Genomic DNA, 21546 nt, shown 5'->3' with positions numbered 1-21546 from the left:
ACCAGCAGACAGCCACCCTCAGATAACTAGTTGGCCGCGTTGTAGAAAAGGTGGTCGCTTGCCGCTTCGGCCACAGCCTGACGCAAAGCCTGTTCCTCTTCATCGCTGTCCCTCGCCACGTGGCGGGTTTCCGGCACAATACCGAGCCTGCCCAGCAATTCCATGTCCCGGTTAGCTTTGGGGTTGGGTGTGGTGAGCAGTTTTTCACAATAAAAAATGGAATTGGCCCCGGCCATAAAGGCCAGCGCCTGCATCTGGTCGTTCATTTCCTCGCGCCCGGCAGAGAGACGCACATGGGATTTCGGCATGAGAATACGCGCCACAGCGATGGTGCGGATAAACTCAAACGGGTCCAGGTCATCCTGCTGATCCAGCGGGGTTCCCGCCACTTTCACCAACATATTGATCGGTACGGATTCCGGGTGCTGGGGCAAGTTGGCCAACTGCATCAACAGTCCGGCACGGTCCTTCTCACCCTCACCCATACCAACGATGCCTCCTGCACAGACTTTCATGCCCGCGCGGCGCACACTGTCCAGGGTGTTCAGTCGATCCTGATAGGTTCTGGTGGTGATAATTTCGCCGTAGTATTCCGGCGAAGTGTCCAGGTTGTGGTTGTAGTAATCGAGCCCGGCATCGGCCAACATCTGCGCCTGATCTTCTTTCAGCATGCCCAGGGTCATACAGGTTTCCATACCCAGCGCCTTCACTTGGCGCACCATTTCCGCTACAGCGGGCAAATCCTTATCTTTGGGGGAACGCCAGGCAGCGCCCATGCAGAAACGGGTGGCACCACTGGCCTTGGCAGCCTTGGCCTCTTCGATGACCTGATCGACGGCCATCAACTGCTCTTTCTCCAGCCCGGTATCGTAACGGGCGCTCTGGGGACAGTATTTACAGTCCTCAGGACAAGCACCGGTCTTGATGGACAGCAGTGTACTGAGCTGTACCTCATTGGGGTTGAAGTGTTGTCGATGCACCACCTGGGCCTGGAACAACAGGTCATTAAAGGGCTGCTTGAACAGCGCCAATACTTCATCACGGGTCCAGTCGTGGCGGATATCTGAAACTTGGCTGGCGGGCATCAATCATCTCTCATATAGTCGGTGACAGCTCGTTATCATAAGTGAGCATGGATCGCTGTCAACCAAAAAAAGGATTTCTGGTTAACTACTATGGACGACCAGCAACTGGCAACTATGCTACGCCGGGCAAGTTACCGACTGCTCCCCGGCCGTTGTCTGATTTGTGGCATGGCCAGCGGGCAGGCAGTGGACCTGTGCTCCGGGTGCGAGAGGGAATTACCGCAAAACCGGTCATGCTGTCCCATCTGTGCCTTGCCCATCGGGGCGGAGATAGAGACATTGGCTCTGTGTGGCCAGTGCCAGAGCAACCCGCCACCCTTCCATAGCTGTCTGGCCCCACTGCGCTATGAATTTCCCATCAATTTGCTCATCAATCGCTTTAAACACCACGGCAAATTCTCAGCTGGTGCCCTGCTGACGGAGTTCCTGTTGCGCAACCTGAACCAGCAGGAGGAATTACCGGAGTTATTGATCCCCGTGCCGCTGCACTGGCGGCGTCTCTGGCAGAGGGGTTTCAATCAGGCCACCTGGCTAGCTAATTACCTGGGCAGACGGCTGGACATACCTGTATACCATCGTGCTCTACAACGCACGCGATACACACCACAACAGCAGGGTCAGCGGCGTTCTCAACGCCTTAACAACCTCAAAGGTGCATTTCACCTCAAGGGGGATGTATCTGGTAAAACCATTGCACTGGTGGACGATGTGGTCACCACCGGTAGCACCATCAATGAACTGAGCAGGATGCTGATGTCCGGCGGCGCCCGTCGCGTGAATGTCTGGTGCCTAGCTCGCACGCCGCTGGAAAAATAACCCTAGCGCCCCGATAATGATGCGCTGACCCCAAGTGACTTTTTGATGTTATGAGCCTATCCCTTTGGCAAGAAATCCAGCAGGATGCCGCTGCCGTCGCCAATGAAGAGCCGGTATTAGCCAGCTTTCTCCAGGTCACCATCCTGAAACATGACTCGATACTGGAAGCACTGAGTTTTTTGCTCGCAGAGAAACTCGGCTGTGATGCCACCTCATCCCTGACTTTGCATGAAGTGTTCGAGGAAGCTTTCTCCGGGGACCAGGATATGGAAGACAAGGTCAACTGTGACATCCTGGCTATCTACAATCGGGATTCCGCCTGCCAGAACCTATTTTCAACCTTTCTTTACTACAAGGGTTTCCATGCGTTGCAGGCCTGGCGAGCAGCCCACTGGTTGTGGCAACAGAATCGCCAGTCCCTGGCGCTGGTACTGCAAAACCGTATTTCCGTCGTTTTCGGTGTAGATATTCATCCGGCAGCAGAAATCGGTCGCGGAATCATGTTTGATCACGCCACGGGAATCGTCGTAGGGGAAACTGCGGTAATCGAGGACTGCGTTTCCATCCTGCAGTCTGTCACCCTGGGCGGAACCGGCAAGGAAAGCGGCGACCGGCATCCCAAAGTCCGTCGCGGCGTACTGATCGGCCCCGGTGCCAAAATTCTGGGCAATATTGAAATTGGTGCCGGCTCCAAAATCACCGCTGCCAGCGTGGTGCTCAATAATATCCCCCCGCACTCGGTGGTTGCCGGCGTGCCTGCCGAAGTGATCGGCACGATAGAAATAGATGCCCCTGCAGAACTAATGGACCAGGGGCTTTCTGGCTGTTGCGACTAATAATAAGAAGGAAGACGTCATGTCCAAGCTGAAAAATGAACCGGAACTGTTAAAGGAAGCATTGCGTATCGGCATGATCTATGCGGAAAAACGCGGCGCGGCGAAATTTGAAGCTTCAGACTCTGCCAACGAGAAGGTTGAGTATATCTACAAGTTACTGGTTCACGACAAGCTGATTCAGCCTCTGGCCAAGGAGCAACATGATATCCCGCACATGAAGCACAAATTGGCTTTATGGATGGCTCGTCAGTTGCCAGAAGGCCACACCCTGCTCGGCTGATTGTGGCAACAAGTGAACTCATAGCGGGACGATGAATCAAACCTTCTATAAATAAATCGTTGTATGATCGGCATCCATTCCGCATTCAACCATCCTGTAATGACTCGTTTAGGAGTATCTGTGAAATATTTAAGCGCCCTTGTAGGCATCTTACTTTCCTTTTCCGTGATGGCAGCCACCCTCGAAGAGGGGTACCAGGCGGTTCGCGGAGGTGAACTGGATAAAGGCTTTGCAATACTCAGTGAACTGGCCAAAACCGGGGATGCCGATGCCCAATTTGCGTTGGCAATACTCTACCGGGAGGGCTGGGGAACAGAAAAAGATCTCAAGACTGCGTTTGAACTGTATCTGAAGTCCGCCGAACAAGGCCACCCGGGCGGCATGTTTGAAACCGGCTGGGCTTATCAAAGTGGCGAAGGGGTGATAAAAGATTACGCTAAAGCCGTGCCCTGGTATGAAAAAGCTGCCAATGTCGGTCATCCGGCAGCCATGTATGCCCTTGGGGGCCTCTACTACAACGGGATGGGTGTCGCGAAAGATGAAAAGCAGGGTAATGAATGGTTTAAACGATCTGCTCAAGCTGGCTACCAGCCGGCAATTCAATATCTGGAACAGGTCAATGCCATGAACCCCTGAAAAGCCAGCATCAGTCAAGTTGCCCGCCGTGTAATCTGACGATCATTCACCTTTGGGGACCATTACGATCAGGCCATATCAAGAACTTTTGTGATCATTTGCAGATCTTTTTGCTGCAGATCATCCAGCCGGTATTGGGCGAGAACATTTCTGAAGGCCTGGGCCGCTAGGCCGAGAACTCCCTGTAACTTACATTGGCTGGCTATGGGGCACTGGATACCTTTGCAGTCAATCGGCTCCATGGTTTCTTCCAGCTCACTGATGATTTCCAGTAGATTTTTCTGGCGTGTATCCGGTTCCAGAACAATACCGCCATTTTTGCCTCGGGCTGATGATATCCAGCCCAGCTGAGACAGCCGCTGACTGACTTTGTAAAGATGGTGGCGGTTCATATTGAAGCGCTCCGCCAGAAAATCCAGACCTACGCGAACCCCCGGGGGCTGACTGCTGAGATGAATCAGTACCCGCAGGCCATAGTCGGTAAATCGAGTTAACTGCATGCTTAAGCCGGGGCCTCAAACGCATCTACAAGAATATCGGTGAGCGCTGCGCCTTGGAGAAAACTCAATTTCTGCAGTTTCTTGACCATGCCCGGCGCTCCACAGAGATAAATCCGGTGTTGTTTAAGATCAGTGTGACGGCGACTGACAATATCAACCAGGTCACCCTGATGTAATTGCGGATCCTGCTCTGCTTCCCGCTTTACCACACGGTGATAGTGGAAATTTTCATGACGGCCGGCCAGATCAACCAACTCATCCACCAAGTATAACTGGTCGGGGCTGCCGGAAGCGGAGTACAGATGAATATCTCCCCGATGATCATTGGCCAATGCCTGCCGGGCCACACCATACAACGGCGCCAGTCCCGTACCGGTACCTGCCAACACAAGCGTTTGTTCTTCAGCACCGGGATTGTAGAAACAATGTCCGCGGGCCGAACTTAACTGGCAGCTGTCGCCTTCCTGCATTTCGTGCTCCAGCCAACTGCTGATCACACCATTGGAACGACGTCGCACGTGCAACTCTATATGTCCATCTTCCGGCATGCTGGCGATGGAAAAACTACGTCCGTCAGCCAGGTTTTTCCACACGCTGGTGTACTGACCGGCAAACCAGGGCATATCTGTTTTAAAACGGACTTTCAGCACCCCCTGGTTCAAGGGCTCCTTGTACGTCATCACCGCATCATAGCGGCGCTCAGCATCACCCAACGAAACCTCCATATCGGATTCGGGGTAACACTGGCAGGCCAGGAAGTAACTCTGTGCAATCTGTTGTGAAGAAAGCCCGGCCTGAGCTTTCTCGGGGATTGGGCTATCGTGAGCCACCATTATGCAGGAGTGACAGAGCCCCGCACGGCAACTATTGGGGACAGCAATATCCGCCCCTTCCAGGGCGGATAAAAGCGTCTCGCCTTCCGGGACATCGATAGCCCGGTCACTGTAACGAACGACTGCCATGAGCTATTTCAGCGATTCAGTACGTCATCACGAACACTATTGGCCAGGGCCGCCACTTCACCGATATCTTCATCGCCGACGCCCAGTTCCTTGAGAGTCTCACCCAACAATTCGATCACCGCATCAACATGAGTGTCATTCAGACCCGTCAGATGCTTGTGCCCTTCACGCATATCCTTGCCGGTGTAGCTGTTTGGGCCGCCCAGCACCATAGTCAGGAAGGCTTTCTGCTTTTGGGACTGACCGGCCATATCAACACCATCAAAATATTGGTTGATACGGTCATCCATCAGGACTTTACGGTAAAAAATATCAACGGCAGCATCTACAGCAGCGTCGCCGCCCAGTTTTTCATACAAGCTCATTGGAACACCTCAAGTTAATTGTTGTATCAGGAATACAACAATTAACTTAGCAAACTCGGTGCCAAAATTTACTGCATTGAAATATAAAAGGTTTTTTGCCTGCCACAGGCATTAGAGCGCCTTGCGGCCTGCCTTTGCCTCAAATTGGAGCAAAAACTGGCCGTGGCCGGGTCAAAGCTGGGCAGTAATTCTGGTTAAATCCAATCAGTCGATACCCCACAGGCGGAGCTTATTTTCGTGTCATGGTATCCAGAAGGCCCATCACAAATGCAGAAATAACAAAGGTCATGTGCAGTACCACATACCAGAGGATCTTGTCGTTTGCGATTTCATGGGCATTCATAAAGATCTTCAGGAGATGAATGGAGGAAATGGCCACAATAGAAGCCGCCACCTTATTTTTCAGTGAGCTGGTGTCCAGTTTGCCCAACCAACTCAATTTGTCATTGGATTCATCCAGGTCCAGTTGCGAGACAAAATTCTCATAGCCAGAAAACATCACCATCACGATCAACCCGCCCACCAGCGAAATGTCTACCAGTGACAGTACCACCAGAATCAGATCCATCTCGGACATACTGAGGATCATAGGTAGTGTATGAATCACTTCGGCAAAAAATTTCACACCCAGCGCCAATAACGCGAAACTGAGGCCGAAGTAAATGGGTGCCAGCAACCACCGGGTGGCATACATCGTGTTCTCGAACATCTTTTCCATCATTACATCCTTCGCATAAAACGGTTAGCTCACAAGATTAAAGAAGTTTATCTAGGGGAGTTGATAAAGGCGACCGTCCTCCATGCCGATTGGCATGTTACCGGCTAAAAACCAAAAAAAAGGGCCATCTAAAATGGCCCTTTCGCTCTTCTTAGCAGATTACGCGACATGGCATTGTCGTGAACACTTGAAACAGCCGTTGACATGTTCGAAGTGTTTTTTAGCTTCACGAATAGCCGCGCGACAGGTGGGGAAGTTACCCAACGATTTCTGATCTACTGAATCAGGTAAATCCGGACACCAGGTGCCCATGTTGTGCACAATATGATCCCCATTTTCTTGTGCGTTTTTAGTCACAATATATCTAGCCATAGTACCCTCAACATCTTATTGTCGGTTAATAATCACTGCATTAACATGCTATTAATAATACATTCATCGCAGATGGAAAAACCCCCTCTTTTGTTGAATGCTGGAACAAAAATATAGCTTTTTTTGACAGAAATCAACACCTTAGAGAGACTCCAAAATTTTTTGGCGAGCCGGTTTTTGAGGTGTTTTATGTGTCATTTGGTCCGCCTTTCTTCAGCAACTGACGTTTCTTTCAAGTCAGGACTCTGTCAGCATTTTGGGATTCCTGGCCCGGTTAAAATATAATCGGCAACCTCTAAGAAATATGACCCGATAACTACTAGAAAACTATTAAAAGGAGCTCCCCATGCCCGGCTTACTACCCGACACTGATCCGGATGGCCTGCTTGAATATTCCGTCGTCTTTACGGACCGTTCACTAAACCATATGTCCAAGCGCTTTCAATCCGTCATGAATGACATTTCCAGCACCCTTAAAGAGGTTTATAACGCCACTGCCGTGGTGGTTGTCCCGGGAGGTGGTACCTATGGTATGGAAGCAGTGGCGCGACAGTTCGCTACGGGGAAAAAATGCCTGATCATTCGCAATGGCTGGTTCAGCTTTCGCTGGAGCCAGATTCTCGAGATGGGACATATCAGCGATCAGAATATCGTCATGAAAGCCCGACCGGTAGATGACTCAGAAACCCCGGCCCTGGCTCCGGCTCCTATTGAAGAGGTTGTTGCCGCCATCCAGGCAGAAAAACCGGACATGGTGTTTGCACCCCATGTGGAGACGGCCTCCGGCATGCTCCTGCCGGATGACTACATTCGCGCAGTTTCAGAGGCAGTTCACTCCGTGGGTGGCATGTTTGTACTGGACTGCATTGCCTCCGGTACATTATGGGTCGACATGAAATCGCTGGGTGTTGATATTCTGATCAGTGCGCCCCAGAAAGGCTGGAGCGCATCGCCCTGTAGTGCGCTGGTGATGCTCGGAGAAGAAGCCCGTAAACGTATTGACGACACAGTGAGCAGCAGTTTTGCCTGTGATCTGAAAAAGTGGCTGCAGATTATGGAAGCCTACGAGAATGGTGGCCACGCTTACCACGCCACCATGCCAACTGATGCCCTATTGAAATTCCGGGACACCATGAAAGAAACCCAAGCCTACGGTTTTGAAAAGGTGCGCCAAGAGCAGATTGAGCTGGGCAAGCGTGTGCGAACCCTGCTGAGAGAAAAAGGTATCAAAAGCGTTGCCGCTGAAGGCTTCCAGGCTCCGGGGGTTGTGGTTAGCTACACCAAGGATCCTGATATACACAACGGCAAAAAATTTCTTGCAGAAGGCCTGCAAATTGCTGCGGGTGTGCCCCTGCAATGCGATGAGCCGGAAGGATTCCAAACCTTCCGTATCGGTCTTTTTGGGCTCGACAAACTGCATAATATTGAGCGCACGGTCGCCAATCTCAATAACGCTATAGATAAGGTCATCCGTTAATTTCAGGACCACAACTACCTTTTCAGCCGGGATTCTGTCCCGGACTGGAGGGTGGGCAGTGTTATACTCATACGCTGTTATCTCTACTGTTGACTTTTCGTCTCAAAAGCTCCGCTGCTATGTGTTTCGGCCTATCAAAAGCTTTCTCTACCATACTGCTCATTCTGCTAATCGCCTTGGCGACGCCAGGAGTTCTGGCTGAAGGTGATCTGGACGAAAATGAAGAAGTGGTGACAGAGGAGACTGAGGATGAGGACGAGGATGTAGCAGACATTGATGACTCCCTGCCTCGTCAAACAACATCAACACAACCTACGTTCTCCAGGGCCTATGGTAATGCCGAAGATATACAAGACAAACCACACAAGATTGCGCCCAATATTGACCTGAAGGAAGTAGCACCTGCCCAAACGTCAAAATCTTTTTTTACTGAACCGGAGAATCCTGAACAACCCCAGGACATCCAGCCTGAACCCAGAACCCCCGAACTAAAGCCGGAAACCACGCCCCCTAACAGTATTACCCTGCTCGACACCGAGGTGTTACCCGGCACCTCCACACGCATTGGTTGGTCTCCGGGCCTGCAAATCAGTGGGCTCTCATCGCCAACCCCCGTGCTGGTGGTCAACGGTATCAAATCGGGCCCCACGTTATGCCTGGTGGCAGCCATACATGGAGACGAGCTGAACGGTATCGAAATTGTTCGCCGGGTACTGTATGACCTGGACCCTACCGAGCTCTCTGGAAAAGTGATCGGCGTTCCTATCGTCAACCTGCAAGGATTTCAGCAGGGCAATCGCTACCTGCCAGATCGTCGGGATCTGAACCGCCACTTTCCCGGCAAGGCAGATGGCCATGTGGCAGAACGCTTTGCCCACGCGCTATTTTCACAGGTGATCAGACACTGCGACATGCTTGTAGACATTCATACCGGCTCGTTGCGGCGCACCAACCTGCCACAATTACGAGCTGACATGAACAACCCGAAAGTCGCTACGTTTACCGGCGGCTTTGACCGTATCGCCGTTGTTCACAGCACTGGCACCCGCGGGATGCTGCGAACTGCCGCACTGGCCATGGGTATCACCGCAGTCACCATGGAAGCTGGTGAATCTCTTCGCATACAGCAACACCAGATAAAGGCCGGAGTGAACAGCCTGCACAGTCTTATGGAAAAGCAGGGCATGATTTCCAGACTTTTCACATGGGGCGACCCAGAACCGATCTATTACGATTCCTACTGGATTCGAGCGGAGTACGGCGGCATTCTTTCCAGCAAAATCACCCTCGGCGCACAGGTCATCAAGGGGCAGGTACTAGGCGTGGTCACCGACCCGATTACCAACGCGCAATACCCCATCAAGGCGAAAGGCATCGGCAGGATTATTGGTATGGCGGTAGACCAGGTGGTGATGTCAGGTTTCGCCGCCTACCACATCGGCACGGAAGCAGAAGTCCCTGCAGAGTAGTCATGCCAGGAGCCCGGTCTTGCATACCCATCAAACAAAGACCTGCGAATTAGCTTTCTGACATACCATAGATCGAATTTTGTCTCCCATAAAAAAACCGCCGGCTATGCCCCAACGGGGAATAAAACCGGCGGAATTGACTGCAGCTGGCCGAACTGATGGTTCGGCTAAGCGTTTTTCATCACCACTTCCGCTCTACGCCCACATACAGTGCACGGGGTTCTCCAGGGAAATAACGATCTCCACCAAAGGAAGTGTAATCCGCACGCTCTGCATACTTACGGTCCAGCAGGTTGGTAACACGCACATTGAGCTTCCAGGCAGGGTTCAAACGCCAGAAACTGTAAAGGTTGAAGATATTGTGTCCATCGTAACTGTGCTCATTTTCAGGGTCCGTGTAGTACTCACCCTGATGTACCCACTCCAGTTCTGCTCGGGCACCGGGTAAAAAGTTCCACCCAACACGGGCACTGCCGAAATCATGCGGTGCACCATCTACATCATTTTCATAGATGTCGGTACTGCCGGAAAACCTATGGTTGCTGTACTCGTGCTCGGCATAACTGGCTGCCAGGGCCATATCCCACTGCTCGTTAAAGCGGTAACCAAGTCCCACTTCTATACCTCGGGAACGGATCTCACCATCGTCTACATTAAGGCGGGAAGAATCCTGGAAAATCTCATGACGCTTCTTCATGGCGTAAAGAGCGATCTCGTAAGACAGGCGATCATATTGACCACGGGCGCCAATCTCAGCGCTCAGCACCTCTTCTGACTCCAGGTGAGCCTTATCCTGAGCATTCTGCAACCGGTAGAGTTCTGTTGCCTGGGGCGCTCGGAAACCCTGAGCCAGGTTGAGGTAGACCTGATGGTCGTCCGCCAGGTCATAAACCAGACCAAATTTGGGTGACCAACTTTCAAAACGATCAAAGCGGTCAGCCGGACGACTGTAACGACAGCCGCCAAATCCGCAGGGTACGCCATCCTCATCGGTACGACCGTCCAGCATGCGGTTGTCGTAATCATAGCGGACAACCTCATAGCGCAAGCCCGCCGTCATAGACAGGCGCTCGGTCATCTGCCAGCTGGTATGAATAAACGGTGCGGCCACAATGGCATCCACCTCGTAATCATAGTGCTTCCCTTCCGGGATAGTCGCCATAAGGAAAGGACTACCCGCTGTAGGCGCATCCTGGGCCTGTTTGAGGAAAGCATCGGTGTATTCGAGATCCAGCCCTGTCACGATCTGCCAGTTGTCAAAACGCTTATGGTAGGCCGACTGTAAACCAAAACTCTTCTGGCCATTTTCCTCCAGAGGAGTACCGGGCAGAAAATGCTGCAGGAAATCCATATCGGTATAGCGGGCATACGGTGTGAAAGACAGGAATGAACTATCGTCGAGGCGGTACTTGATATGGCTGGCCCAACGCACACTCTGCGTATCCCGGTAGGCTTCAGGATTGGGGTTTTCATTTCTTTCACGTCTGTCGCGGTAGATTTCATCTCCGACGATATAACCAGCGGTCTCCTGGTTTAAGTTGGTCATGGACAAGGTGCTCGCCACTGACACCTGCTCACCGTCATATTCATGACGCAAAGTCAGTTTCTGCTGATCAAAACCGGAGTCGTGGCGGTAGCCGCCGTCGTGCCCCATGGAAAGGTCCGCCCTTAGGCCATGGTCACCCATTCTGCGCGATGCAGAAAACTTCATCCGCATATAGTCGTGGGGGCCGCCCTCGACACCCAGACGGTATTCAGGCTCATCTGTGACTCGGGGGCTGATGACATTTATCACGCCGTTCATGGCATTGGCCCCCCACAGCGCACTGCCCGGACCCCGGATCACTTCAATGCGCTCAGCCACCTCAGTGTGGCCGTCGAATAATTCATTGATATTACAGAAGCCGGATGCCCGCAAAGGTACACCGTCAACTGCTGTCAGTACGCTGCCACAGCCTCCGGCCCCGGTCAGGATGGCAGAGCGCAATGAGGGCAGGTATTCCTGGCCATTACCCCGAGCAAAATTGGCTCCGGGCACACGGACCAGGGCTTCCTGAATATGAGTATGGCTGGTGATATCCAGCGACTGGGTATCTACCACGGTGGCACTGGCCGGTAGCATGCGTAACGTTTGCTCGTCCCGCGTAGCTGTCACCACGATGGTTTCCAGTACCGTCGGTCCATTGTTTGTTGCTTCTGTCTGACCACCAGCTTCTTCCGCATTACATACGCCCGCCGCAGCCAGTGCAAAAACCAACACAGAAAGTTTATTTTTTGTCATTAGTGCTCACCCCTATACTTCTCTAGTTTACTTGCATGCCTGGATCTGCCAGCGCAAACCTAACCAGACAGCTGATGGCGCTCCCTTGCCGAGAAACAGCGGATCTTCTGTATCCGCCGCTCTGGTACCTCGTCGCTACCAAAAACCTCTGATGATTATCGTTATTTGTCCCATCACAATTTTACTGCACCGGCTCGATCATACGTCCTCGATGTCTACACAACCCGAAAATGATATGCCACAAAGAACAGAACACTCCGAACCCACCGATGGGAAAATTGTTTCTTGAAGAATTGTCTGCGTCACCACAGCCTCTAATGCGAGGTTGCCGGGCGCCTTTCTTTTTGCTTTTTTAATACTACATTATAGGATTTGACTCCCACCCACTGGCCATGAGGACTACTTCATAGCGCTCATACTTTCCTTGTGATCAACCTATCTCACCACCCATAAAATAGATGTTACTGCTTATCCCAGGGCCTAATAAATGGATATAAAAAAGAGAGGGCTGGGAGACCCTCTCTGGAAAACTGGCGGCAATGGACGATTTTTTTGCCAAACATTGCCGCCGATTTATATCAGCCCTGCCTAAACAGGCCTTATTGACTCAGAAGAAGTAAGTCACACCCAGGGAGAACAGGTCCAGCTCATCAACATCATCATAGACATTCTCAGCAGCCGGTGTGCCATCAACATCAATGTCGAGCTGCTCATATTTTCCGTAAATGATCATCTTGCTGCCGAAGTACTGCTCCAGGGCCATACCTGTACGGGTCAGCTCTGTGCCTGTAATGCCGGCTTCACCCATCGCTGCACTGTACTGATCCTTGTACAGACCGTACTCAACGTAAAACGCCGTATCACCCAACTTGGTAAAGGGCTTGCGAATACCCAGCTTGGTGTAATACGCATCATTTTCATCTTCAGCGTAGTCAGAAACATCGCCATCCGCCTCTTCACGCTGATAGGTAATGTTTCCAAACAAACCGGTATTGGTATCCCACAAACCCAGTTGCATGGTAAACATTTTTGAGTCGGTATCGCCCAACGCTACTGATGTCACGTCTGCCATGACTGGATCGCCACCAGCTGTCATACCGGTGTCTACAGAGCTGGTGCTAATAGTACGTTCTGCAACGTTAGCTGCACCATTGGCGTTATAGGCGTAACCAAGGTGGAATCTGACCTCTACATCACCAATCTTCTCAGCATACTTGGCAGCAATATCGTAGATATCGTCATTGGCATAGCCAACGGCAATGCTAACAGGACCAAACGCGGGCAGGTCATAACGGATACCGTTGCGGTATACCCCGTTACAGTCAATACCGATACCCAGACCATTTGACGTCATACACTGGGCAAAACTGCCCCAGTTGACGGCACCGCCTAACGCCTCGCCATTAAGGCCGCGAATAAAGAAGCCGGAACCACGGAACAGTGCGCCCACGCCGGACCAGATGGTCATGGAAGGATCACCGAGTACGCCGATGTTATCCGTTGGCATACTTTGCAGACCGATAGTGACCTTACCCCAGCTGCCACCGAGGAATACACTGCTACCCAACAGACCGATATCACCACCATTGAAGTTATCGATGTTGTCCTGGTTGGAGAACACCAGCGGTGTGATCTGGTTGCCGTTACCCGTGAAGTTCGGGTTACCGGAGAACGGTTCGATGGTCACATCAAAACCGGCGTCCAGACCACCGTTCAGTTTAGTGGATCCGGAAAACGTGATCCGGCTACCCAGCGTGGTACCGTTATCCGACATCTGCACCATGTCGCTGCCTTCACCATCATCGTAGTAAGACATGCTTTCATTGACCCAGCCGGATATATTCCAGGAAGGTCCCGCCGCCTCTTCCGCGAAAGCCGTCACTGAAAATGCTGTTGTCGATGACAGTATCAAAGTGCTTGCAACTCTGATTGCTGTTTTTTTACTCAACATAGAAGCTCACCCAAATATTGTTTTATTAGATGTAATGGGGCCATGCCTGAGTGGATCAGTGCGGCCTCATCCCTGCGCCGGTATTACACCCAAACAGCATTAACACTAATTCAAGGCAATAGACGCACATGGGAAATTACTACTAAGCAGAGTGAACTTTTATCCACTGATAGTATGAATTTATTAATCAATAAGTATTTTTTAATTTAGCACTGAGAAGCAATGACAAGCATCTGTCGACCTGTGTCGACATCGATGAGAACAAATAGAGAATTCCAAATAAACCGTGACGTCAAATGAAAGTGGCTGCTGGTAATCAATGATTGATACAGAATGAAAATTAAACACCTCGGGAAAACACCCAATCAAAACCCCTGAGATGAGTGGCCATTTGCCCTGACCACGAGTATTACTTCTTCCTACAAGTCGTCCAGAATCTGTTTTCTTTTCAGGCTGTATTCTTCTTCACTAATCAGGCCTTTATTTTTAAGACTGTTTAGCGAGACCAGCCGCTCCTCAATGGTCCGTCCAGATGTAACAGGACTGGCACCTGAGCCAGATCCAAACAGGCTCTGCATTTCCATAAGCTTTTCGCTTTTTGACTGCTGGAAAGCCATCCTTTTACGCTTATCAAAGGCACTGGAAATTTTGTTGACGTCCACCTGAAACCAGTCAGAACGACGACCACTCGTGACAAATTTATTGGATATTCCTGGAGTATCGAAGGCTTTTTTATCGATCAAGTTAGGGCTAACCGATTCACTGGTGCGTTTTCCATGATCGAAACGGTAGTTATGGGTATCGGCACTTTTCGGGTCATAGGCTGACTCAAACCCGATATTTCTGACACGGTCATAATCACCCAAAACCAGATTCAACCGTCCCCATTGGTAAAAGACGCGACCGGCAACGAAAAAAACAGCATTTGTCTGGCCCATCATTTGTGATTCGGGTTTTTCCAGAACAAAGATAATGTCCTGTTCAGTATTCGCAACGCTCAACCCTGAGGCCAATCCAGCACTCAGCCGGATAATTTGCTCCTCAGAGAAAACTGGAATCACCCCACGCCCAGTGTCGATTTTCAACTGGGACAACGAGATGTTGATGTCCTCTGCACTGAGGTTTACAGGATGCTCATTCAAACCAAAGTTTGTGGAATCCTGAGGCACGATCTTGATATAGCGGTTGGGGCCATCCTGCCAGATAATCTTTTCCGACTTCTTTTCATCCACACCGAGAAAACCGATGTTCAGGCTGTCCAAAAGATTGGCGGCAAATACTGGTTCAACTTGGATAAGGCAAAGAAATACAACAAAGCACGCGGATAGCAGCCTTACTTTCATAACATCAACCAGTCCAACACTGTCCCGGAAAACCATTTATTCGCAGACCTATTCCGAGAACCAACCATTTTTTACGATGCATATTCCTCGTTCAGAATCGCATCCACGTTGTTAAATACTTCTGGAGAGCGCACCAGGCTCTCTCTGGGTACACATTGTAATCTACCGTGGGTAGACGACGACATCTTTCGGGAAACCTGTTCAATCCTGATCGCCAAAAGTGCACTGGCATAACGGTGCTTTCCAGCCAGTTGATACAGGTATGACACAGATCCATTACATGCTGTAGCCAGCTCTGAACGTTCCCGCTTGCTGGCCTGCCTCAAAAATTCTCTAAGCTCCATATCGATGGTCCTCTGGATACATTCCGGATTGACACATCGTGCTCGCCTTGCGCAACGTCTGTCGGCATAAGCCAAAGCTCTGAAGACAGTGTTGAGCTTGCCGGGCAAAACTAAAACCATGCAGCTTTCTGATGACCGCTGCCTGCCCAGTGAAACAGCAAGCACAATGCCCCCTGGCACGGGGTTAGCGCAGTTGTGTTAGCTGTTCCACCTTAGACGACATCGTTCAAAGCAGCCATACGCCTTTTCTACACAAAAGGTATGGATTTTTCTTTCTCTGGGATACTACTTTGGAGCAATCGTCCCCTCAATCTGCCAATCAAGCAGACAACGACTTAGAGCTCTTCAAGTATCTGTTTTCTTTTGGTTTCGTATTCTTCCTCTGTCACCAGACCCTTGGTTTTGAGCTCATTGAGGGTCGTCAACCGCTCCTCAGGACTCATTTTGGGGGCCGCTCGATTACCATTAGCAATCTGAGGTAGGGATTGCCCAAAAATTTCTTCCAGTTCTTTGCGCTTGCGGGACAACTCCTGTTGTCGCTCCATCTCTTCTCGATGGGCATAAGCTTCTGCTGAAGCAGTCAGGTCGACAACAAACCAGTCACGCCTGATGTTTCCGTTTAGCACTTTGTTTTCAACGCCGGGAAGATTTTCTATTGAGCGCTCAAAGGGGAAACTACTCTCGGGCTTACCGGAGCGACTACCATGCACAAAACTATAGTTAACAATCCCTGCATTGGTGGGGTCATATGCTGCTTCATAACCCCGGTTTCTCTCCCGTTGATAATCACCCATGATGATATTTAAGTGGCCGTCTTTGTAAAAAGCTCTACCAGCCACAAAATAAGAATCTGTCTTTAACCCCAGCAGCTTCTGCTTGGACTTTTCCATCACGAAAATAATGTCCTGCTTAGCTGTGGCACTTTTAAGCCCTTGGGCAATATACGTAGCCATGGCTCTGATTTGTTGATCATCAAAAACCGGCCTGAGAGATTTGAACGAATCTGCATTACTGCCCTTGAGTTTGATTAGACCCAAGCCGACCTCTATAACACTTTTGTTGATATCCACCGGGTGATCACTGTCCCCAAAGTTCCGATCCGCTTGAGGAGCAAGTTTGAAATACTGGTTGGGACCCGATTGCCAGATGACAACCTCGTCGTCTTCATCATCGCCAAACAGATTAAAATCGACGCCGTCGAAGAGTGAGAAGGCCAACGTCTGCTGACAACATAGGGCTAACCCAAGAACAACCAGCCATTGTTGTATATGTTTCATTGTTTACTACCTTTTTTTATTAAACCAAGAAATCAGCTTCCCGCGCCCAAAACCAGCTTTGAAAAACCAAACTAATCTTTGCCAACAGCTCTTCCCTGTCAAAACCAGGTACCGAATACGTAGCATCTGAGCTGCCTAGGTTGAGCATATTGTAGACAGCTTCTGTTTACTATCAGCAGACCTGAAAAATACAACATTAGAGTAACAGCACTATGTTGAACCAATCTCAGCAGTTTGCCTGATAAGAAATCATACCCTTTTTGTCATAAAGCTATAGTGGTCAAAAGTCGATGGCAGATCCTGCTTACGGATGATACTGCCTACCGAAACAATTTCCTTTACACATAAAAAAATGCGCCTCAAAAAAATCTTAAGGCGCTATAGGGAGGTAATGGTGAAAATACATAAAAACCTTTAAAGTCAAAGCATTAGAGCATACGACTATGATTTCTATATTTATTTATGATCAATGCCATATTTCTTAAATATCTCCTGTAGCTCTCCGCTTTTGGTCAACTTATCAAGAATCTCGTTAACCCGATCAAGCATCGCCTGATCCGTTTTTCTCAGACCAATGGCCATGGGATAGCCATTAAATGAATGGATAAATTCAGCCGACGTTAGTGAAAAATCCACATCGGGATGGTTTTTCTTGTACCAACCAATACCCGTGTTGGCGACAACCGCCGCATCCACATCTCCATTGGCGACCGCATCCAGCATCTGATGATCTTCCACCAAACTGACAAACAGCTGTACCTTGGGTCTTTTTACCAAAATCGAGTGGGCAAGTGATGCGCTAGGGGTCGCGACTTTCAATCCATCCAGGTCCTCAAGACGAGTGATGTTCAAACCTGGTTTGGACACCACATACATCTTGACATCAAGATAGGGCTGAGTCTTTTTGACAAAACCTTCTCCATCACCAAGGACCGCAACCCCCATAAAGGCATCGCACTGGTTGTACTTGGCACGGTGCCGGAAAGTCACCCATGAATAATCCAGCGAAACACCTAGCTCACGCGCAACCAGCTTTGCCATCTCGACATGAGCGCCTGGCAGCGGACCATCAGATTCTGAAAAAGGCAGCGCGTGACGATTGACGCAGATTTTGAAAACATTTTTATGCTTTATTTCCGCCAACGTACCCGCACTCACAGGCAAAGCCATCCCCAAAAGCAGCATAAGGCTCAGCCATATAGGTAACTTTTGTCTGTTCATAACACGCACCCCGGGGTATTCAATATTTCAAAATTTCTGGTTAGCACCGCTAATCACTGGCAATGCTCCAGGTCTTTTAAGGTCATGATGTAGGAAGCCAACTCCCACATGGTCTTGTCATCATAGCTCTGCTTCCATGATGGCATCACAAACGCCCCTCTTTTCTTACCATTGGCAATGGTATTGAAGAGATAGTTAGGGTCATAAGTTCGGCACTGCATTTTTCGCGCCTTGCCACCGATACCCTTGGCACCGTGACAATACACGCACACCTGATTAAACAGGCCTTCTCCTGCTGCTGCCGCTTCAGGCGAAGCCAGGATTTGCGCTACCTCGTTCTCTCCCAGAGGGCCGCCTTCATCGTTGGTGGGCGTACCACCAGCCATTGCCATTCCAGCATTAAGCCCCAACGCCAGGAGCACCACCCACATGCACAGGCGAACGGCATGAGTCACTTTCCCCGCCAGAGCTAAACAGGGTTCGTACCATTCTTTTCCCTGGTTACTTCTTAAAACAATCATCAAACGACCTCATCTGTCTAATGTTAGAAAAAAAAGGGGGGGGAGTAAGCCCCCCCTTTTTTCAGGTAGTGCAATTTACTCAGTCTTCCAGGGTAAACGCGATCAACGCCGCACCACCAGGCAATCCAACCAGGCTTGGGAACGCACCGGTAGCAAAACCAAGTGCCAAGCCACCTAGGCCACTGGGAACCAGAATGTATTGCTTACCGTCTACTGCATAACTGATCGGACCTGAACGGAAGCCAGAACCTGCATTGAAATTCCAAAGTTCCTTGCCATTCTCGGCGTCATAAGCCTTGAAGATACCAGTGGCATCGCCGTTAAAGACCAAACCACCGCCGGTCGTCAATACAGAGCCCATGCCGGGAACCGGGTAATCAATGGTCCACTTCAGCTCACCAGTGATCGGGTCACGGGCGTCCAGGCGAGATGAACCTACTTCTTCACCCGGAGGTGGAATCAGCTCCAGCTTGGAAACACCGAAGTAGACACCGGCCCAGCCCAGTTTTTCCGGATCCTGAGCGGCGGGAACAACGCGGTTACAGAATTCCCAGCCATTGGAATACCAGAGTTTGGTTTTCGGGTTATAGGCTGCCTGGTTCCAGCTTCTGGCACCCAGTACAGAAGGACAGAAGATATCTTCCTGACCGGGAACTGGATCTTTACGACCAATCAGCTTGCCGGTTTTGGGGTCAATGGAATCTACCCAGTTGGCGAGTTTGGCAAACTTCCATACGTTGAAGGGCTTACCAGTAGCTTTATCAAGTACTGATACGTAGCCACCTTTGTTGAGGTGAACCAGCAGTTCCTTACCCTTGTGCTCGATGGTCATGATTTCGTAGGCGGAATCATAATCCCAGCTATCGTTGGGTACTTCCTGATGGTGCCACTTCAGTTTACCGGTTTTGCCTTCCAGAGCCAGAATGGTCGCGGTGTACAGGTTGTCACCTTTACGTCCTTCGCTGTAGAAGTCCGGCGCCGCATTACTGGTGCCGATAAGGATAGTATCGGTTTTGGCATCGTAGACACCTACAGTCCAAGCGCCACTACCACCCACTTTGCCGGAATCTCCGGGCCAGCTCTTGGGATCATCCTTAATGGCGTTAAAGGTCCATACCTTTTCACCTGTCAGGGCATTGACACCGAAGATTTTACCTTGCTGTGGTTGGTCACCACCGGTGTGGCCACTGTAGAGGATGTTGCCCGCCAGTTGCGGCGGGAAAGAAAAGTTACAACCCTGACAGTTTTGGAAATCTGTCATCTGGGTTTCCCACTTCACCTTACCGGTCTTCTGGTCAAGTGCGATGTAGCGCCCATCCAATGTGCCCAGGTAGACCATGCCATGGCCCACAGAGACACCACGGCTCTGGGCAGCCCAGAAACTTTCAGCCGCCAAGGGATCCAGTTCAGGCTGGTAGTGCCACAGGGTTTTACCGGTTTTTCCGTCGACCGCAAACACATTGTTGTTTGCAGCAACGTAGTAGAGAACGCCATCAATAGCGATAGGCGTAGCCTGCAAGCCCATTTGGATATCACCGGGCTGGTGAATCCAGGCAACTTTCAGCTTGCTGACGTTATCCTTGTTGATTTGCTCCAAAGGGCTGTAGCGCCAGCCTTTTGAATCGCGCAAATACTCAGGCCAGTCATTGGGGTTATCGGCTGCGGATACAGCCACTGATAGCATGCTCACCGCACCCAGCAAGCATCCCGCAACCAGCTTCGATTTTTTTAAACCTAGTAGTTTCATGATTTCCGCTCCAACTATCTCTCTAATTGTTACCGGGTTATCCGGTTATCACCCCGGATAACCCGGCTTGCATTTATATTGATTATCAGAAGAAGTAAGTCACACCCAGGGAGAACAGGTCCAGCTCATCAACATCATCATAGACATTCTCAGCAGCCGGTGTGCCATCAACATCAATGTCGAGCTGCTCATATTTTCCGTAAATGATCATCTTGCTGCCGAAGTACTGCTCCAGGGCCATACCTGTACGGGTCAGCTCTGTGCCTGTAATGCCGGCTTCACCCATCGCTGCACTGTACTGATCCTTGTACAGACCGTACTCAACGTAAAACGCCGTATCACCCAACTTGGTAAAGGGCTTGCGAATACCCAGCTTGGTGTAATACGCATCATTTTCATCTTCAGCGTAGTCAGAAACATCGCCATCCGCCTCTTCACGCTGATAGGTAATGTTTCCAAACAAACCGGTATTGGTATCCCACAAACCCAGTTGCATGGTAAACATTTTTGAGTCGGTATCGCCCAACGCTACTGATGTCACGTCTGCCATGACTGGATCGCCACCAGCTGTCATACCGGTGTCTACAGAGCTGGTGCTAATAGTACGTTCTGCAACGTTAGCTGCACCATTGGCGTTATAGGCGTAACCAAGGTGGAATCTGACCTCTACATCACCAATCTTCTCAGCATACTTGGCAGCAATATCGTAGATATCGTCATTGGCATAGCCAACGGCAATGCTAACAGGACCAAACGCGGGCAGGTCATAACGGATACCGTTGCGGTATACCCCGTTACAGTCAATACCGATACCCAGACCATTTGACGTCATACACTGGGCAAAACTGCCCCAGTTGACGGCACCGCCTAACGCCTCGCCATTAAGGCCGCGAATAAAGAAGCCGGAACCACGGAACAGTGCGCCCACGCCGGACCAGATGGTCATGGAAGGATCACCGAGTACGCCGATGTTATCCGTTGGCATACTTTGCAGACCGATGGTCACTTTACCCCAGCTGCCGCCGAGATAAACGCTGCTGCCCAGCAGACCGATATCACCACCATTGAAGTTATCGATGTTGTCCTGGTTGGAGAACACCAGCGGTGTGATCTGGTTGCCGTTACCCGTGAAGTTCGGGTTACCGGAGAACGGTTCGATGGTCACATCAAAACCGGCGTCCAGACCACCGTTCAGTTTAGTGGATCCGGAAAACGTGATCCGGCTACCCAGCGTGGTACCGTTATCCGACATCTGCACCATGTCGCTGCCTTCACCATCATCGTAGTAAGACATGCTTTCATTGACCCAGCCGGATATATTCCAGGAAGGTCCCGCCGCCTCTTC

At 50.5% G+C, this 21546-nt stretch carries 20 protein-coding genes; 6 read left to right on the top strand and 14 right to left on the bottom strand.

The genetic code is table 11. The features are described from left to right. Window positions 1-26: 26 nt before the first annotated feature. Window positions 27-1085 (bottom strand): biotin synthase BioB, encoded by a 1059-nt coding sequence (gene bioB / locus Q8A57_RS08325; RefSeq protein ID WP_305170575.1) that lies wholly within the window; start codon window positions 1083-1085, stop codon window positions 27-29. A gap of 90 nt (window positions 1086-1175) precedes the next feature. Between bioB and Q8A57_RS08320 the strand changes: the two genes are divergently transcribed. From Q8A57_RS08320 to Q8A57_RS08305, 4 genes are all read left to right on the top strand, one after another. Continuing rightward, entirely contained in the window at window positions 1176-1901 is a 726-nt protein-coding gene (locus tag Q8A57_RS08320; RefSeq protein ID WP_305170574.1) for a ComF family protein, read from the top strand. Window positions 1902-1951: 50 nt separating this feature from the next. Next, on the top strand, window positions 1952-2737 hold the full coding sequence (cysE, locus tag Q8A57_RS08315; RefSeq protein WP_305170573.1) for a serine O-acetyltransferase: 786 nt from the start codon (window positions 1952-1954) through the stop codon (window positions 2735-2737). Window positions 2738-2756: 19 nt separating this feature from the next. Then, window positions 2757-3017, top strand: coding sequence for a DUF5062 family protein (locus Q8A57_RS08310; protein WP_305170572.1), 261 nt, complete (start codon window positions 2757-2759; stop codon window positions 3015-3017). A 120-nt stretch (window positions 3018-3137) separates the two neighbouring features. Then, on the top strand, window positions 3138-3653 hold the full coding sequence (locus tag Q8A57_RS08305; RefSeq protein ID WP_305170571.1) for a tetratricopeptide repeat protein: 516 nt from the start codon (window positions 3138-3140) through the stop codon (window positions 3651-3653). A gap of 68 nt (window positions 3654-3721) precedes the next feature. Here the strand turns inward: Q8A57_RS08305 and Q8A57_RS08300 are convergent, their stop codons facing one another. The 4 genes from Q8A57_RS08300 to Q8A57_RS08285 all read right to left on the bottom strand — a co-directional run bounded on the left by Q8A57_RS08300 (window position 3722) and on the right by Q8A57_RS08285 (window position 6189). Continuing rightward, entirely contained in the window at window positions 3722-4153 is a 432-nt protein-coding gene (locus Q8A57_RS08300) for an RrF2 family transcriptional regulator (RefSeq protein ID WP_305170569.1), read from the bottom strand. Window positions 4154-4155: 2 nt separating this feature from the next. Beyond that, complete coding sequence (locus Q8A57_RS08295) at window positions 4156-5115, bottom strand: 2Fe-2S iron-sulfur cluster binding domain-containing protein (protein WP_305170568.1); 960 nt, start codon at window positions 5113-5115, stop codon at window positions 4156-4158. A gap of 8 nt (window positions 5116-5123) precedes the next feature. After that, window positions 5124-5480, bottom strand: coding sequence for a group I truncated hemoglobin (locus Q8A57_RS08290; protein ID WP_305170567.1), 357 nt, complete (start codon window positions 5478-5480; stop codon window positions 5124-5126). Window positions 5481-5709: 229 nt separating this feature from the next. Next, window positions 5710-6189, bottom strand: coding sequence for a TIGR00645 family protein (locus tag Q8A57_RS08285; protein ID WP_439651659.1), 480 nt, complete (start codon window positions 6187-6189; stop codon window positions 5710-5712). Between the two features lie 727 nt (window positions 6190-6916). Between Q8A57_RS08285 and Q8A57_RS08280 the strand changes: the two genes are divergently transcribed. Both Q8A57_RS08280 and Q8A57_RS08275 read left to right on the top strand, forming a co-directional pair. After that, window positions 6917-8047 carry an aminotransferase class V-fold PLP-dependent enzyme gene (locus tag Q8A57_RS08280; RefSeq protein ID WP_305170565.1) on the top strand — a complete coding sequence of 377 codons (1131 nt, stop codon included), beginning with the start codon at window positions 6917-6919 and terminating at the stop codon, window positions 8045-8047. 119 nt (window positions 8048-8166) lie between these two features. Then, on the top strand, window positions 8167-9516 hold the full coding sequence (locus Q8A57_RS08275) for a succinylglutamate desuccinylase/aspartoacylase family protein (protein WP_305170564.1): 1350 nt from the start codon (window positions 8167-8169) through the stop codon (window positions 9514-9516). 181 nt (window positions 9517-9697) lie between these two features. Here the strand turns inward: Q8A57_RS08275 and Q8A57_RS08270 are convergent, their stop codons facing one another. The 9 genes from Q8A57_RS08270 to Q8A57_RS08230 form a co-directional block, all read right to left on the bottom strand. Continuing rightward, the gene (locus tag Q8A57_RS08270; protein WP_305170563.1) at window positions 9698-11797 is read right to left on the bottom strand and encodes a TonB-dependent receptor; all 2100 of its coding nucleotides are present in this window, start codon (window positions 11795-11797) and stop codon (window positions 9698-9700) included. A gap of 607 nt (window positions 11798-12404) precedes the next feature. After that, window positions 12405-13748, bottom strand: a complete 1344-nt coding sequence (locus Q8A57_RS08265) for a porin (RefSeq protein ID WP_305170562.1) — start codon at window positions 13746-13748, stop codon at window positions 12405-12407. Between the two features lie 419 nt (window positions 13749-14167). Continuing rightward, window positions 14168-15091, bottom strand: coding sequence for an SHOCT domain-containing protein (locus Q8A57_RS08260; protein WP_305170561.1), 924 nt, complete (start codon window positions 15089-15091; stop codon window positions 14168-14170). A gap of 71 nt (window positions 15092-15162) precedes the next feature. Beyond that, the gene (locus Q8A57_RS08255) at window positions 15163-15435 is read right to left on the bottom strand and encodes a hypothetical protein (protein ID WP_305170560.1); all 273 of its coding nucleotides are present in this window, start codon (window positions 15433-15435) and stop codon (window positions 15163-15165) included. Window positions 15436-15770: 335 nt separating this feature from the next. Next, window positions 15771-16712 carry an SHOCT domain-containing protein gene (locus tag Q8A57_RS08250; protein WP_305170559.1) on the bottom strand — a complete coding sequence of 314 codons (942 nt, stop codon included), beginning with the start codon at window positions 16710-16712 and terminating at the stop codon, window positions 15771-15773. 456 nt (window positions 16713-17168) lie between these two features. Continuing rightward, window positions 17169-17933, bottom strand: coding sequence for a substrate-binding periplasmic protein (locus Q8A57_RS08245; protein ID WP_305170558.1), 765 nt, complete (start codon window positions 17931-17933; stop codon window positions 17169-17171). Window positions 17934-17986: 53 nt separating this feature from the next. Further along, entirely contained in the window at window positions 17987-18454 is a 468-nt protein-coding gene (locus tag Q8A57_RS08240) for a c-type cytochrome (protein ID WP_305170557.1), read from the bottom strand. Between the two features lie 79 nt (window positions 18455-18533). Then, entirely contained in the window at window positions 18534-20201 is a 1668-nt protein-coding gene (locus Q8A57_RS08235; protein ID WP_305170556.1) for a pyrroloquinoline quinone-dependent dehydrogenase, read from the bottom strand. Between the two features lie 85 nt (window positions 20202-20286). Continuing rightward, window positions 20287-21546 (bottom strand): porin (locus Q8A57_RS08230; protein WP_305170555.1); only part of this gene is annotated, 1260 nt, incomplete at its 5' end.

The sequence above is a fragment of the Porticoccus litoralis genome, from assembly GCF_030676955.1.
Classification (GTDB): domain Bacteria; phylum Pseudomonadota; class Gammaproteobacteria; order Pseudomonadales; family Porticoccaceae; genus Porticoccus; species Porticoccus litoralis.
Note: the sequence above shows the minus strand (reverse complement) of the source record. Positions and strands in the feature narration are given on the sequence as shown.

Bases quoted from the DNA above. Each gene is read 5' to 3' on its own strand.
- Q8A57_RS08285 (WP_439651659.1), bottom strand. From the start codon at position 6,189: ATGTTCGAGAACACGATGTATGCCACCCGGTGGTTGCTGGCACCCATT.
- Q8A57_RS08255 (WP_305170560.1), bottom strand. From the start codon at position 15,435: ATGGAGCTTAGAGAATTTTTGAGGCAGGCCAGCAAGCGGGAACGTTCA.
- Q8A57_RS08270 (WP_305170563.1), bottom strand. From the start codon at position 11,797: ATGACAAAAAATAAACTTTCTGTGTTGGTTTTTGCACTGGCTGCGGCG.
- Q8A57_RS08295 (WP_305170568.1), bottom strand. From the start codon at position 5,115: ATGGCAGTCGTTCGTTACAGTGACCGGGCTATCGATGTCCCGGAAGGC.
- Q8A57_RS08250 (WP_305170559.1), bottom strand. From the start codon at position 16,712: ATGAAACATATACAACAATGGCTGGTTGTTCTTGGGTTAGCCCTATGT.
- Q8A57_RS08320 (WP_305170574.1), top strand. From the start codon at position 1,176: ATGGACGACCAGCAACTGGCAACTATGCTACGCCGGGCAAGTTACCGA.
- Q8A57_RS08290 (WP_305170567.1), bottom strand. From the start codon at position 5,480: ATGAGCTTGTATGAAAAACTGGGCGGCGACGCTGCTGTAGATGCTGCC.
- Q8A57_RS08260 (WP_305170561.1), bottom strand. From the start codon at position 15,091: ATGAAAGTAAGGCTGCTATCCGCGTGCTTTGTTGTATTTCTTTGCCTT.
- bioB (WP_305170575.1), bottom strand. From the start codon at position 1,085: ATGCCCGCCAGCCAAGTTTCAGATATCCGCCACGACTGGACCCGTGAT.
- Q8A57_RS08245 (WP_305170558.1), bottom strand. From the start codon at position 17,933: ATGAACAGACAAAAGTTACCTATATGGCTGAGCCTTATGCTGCTTTTG.
- Q8A57_RS08275 (WP_305170564.1), top strand. From the start codon at position 8,167: ATGTGTTTCGGCCTATCAAAAGCTTTCTCTACCATACTGCTCATTCTG.
- Q8A57_RS08280 (WP_305170565.1), top strand. From the start codon at position 6,917: ATGCCCGGCTTACTACCCGACACTGATCCGGATGGCCTGCTTGAATAT.
- Q8A57_RS08300 (WP_305170569.1), bottom strand. From the start codon at position 4,153: ATGCAGTTAACTCGATTTACCGACTATGGCCTGCGGGTACTGATTCAT.
- cysE (WP_305170573.1), top strand. From the start codon at position 1,952: ATGAGCCTATCCCTTTGGCAAGAAATCCAGCAGGATGCCGCTGCCGTC.
- Q8A57_RS08235 (WP_305170556.1), bottom strand. From the start codon at position 20,201: ATGAAACTACTAGGTTTAAAAAAATCGAAGCTGGTTGCGGGATGCTTG.
- Q8A57_RS08240 (WP_305170557.1), bottom strand. From the start codon at position 18,454: ATGATTGTTTTAAGAAGTAACCAGGGAAAAGAATGGTACGAACCCTGT.
- Q8A57_RS08265 (WP_305170562.1), bottom strand. From the start codon at position 13,748: ATGTTGAGTAAAAAAACAGCAATCAGAGTTGCAAGCACTTTGATACTG.
- Q8A57_RS08310 (WP_305170572.1), top strand. From the start codon at position 2,757: ATGTCCAAGCTGAAAAATGAACCGGAACTGTTAAAGGAAGCATTGCGT.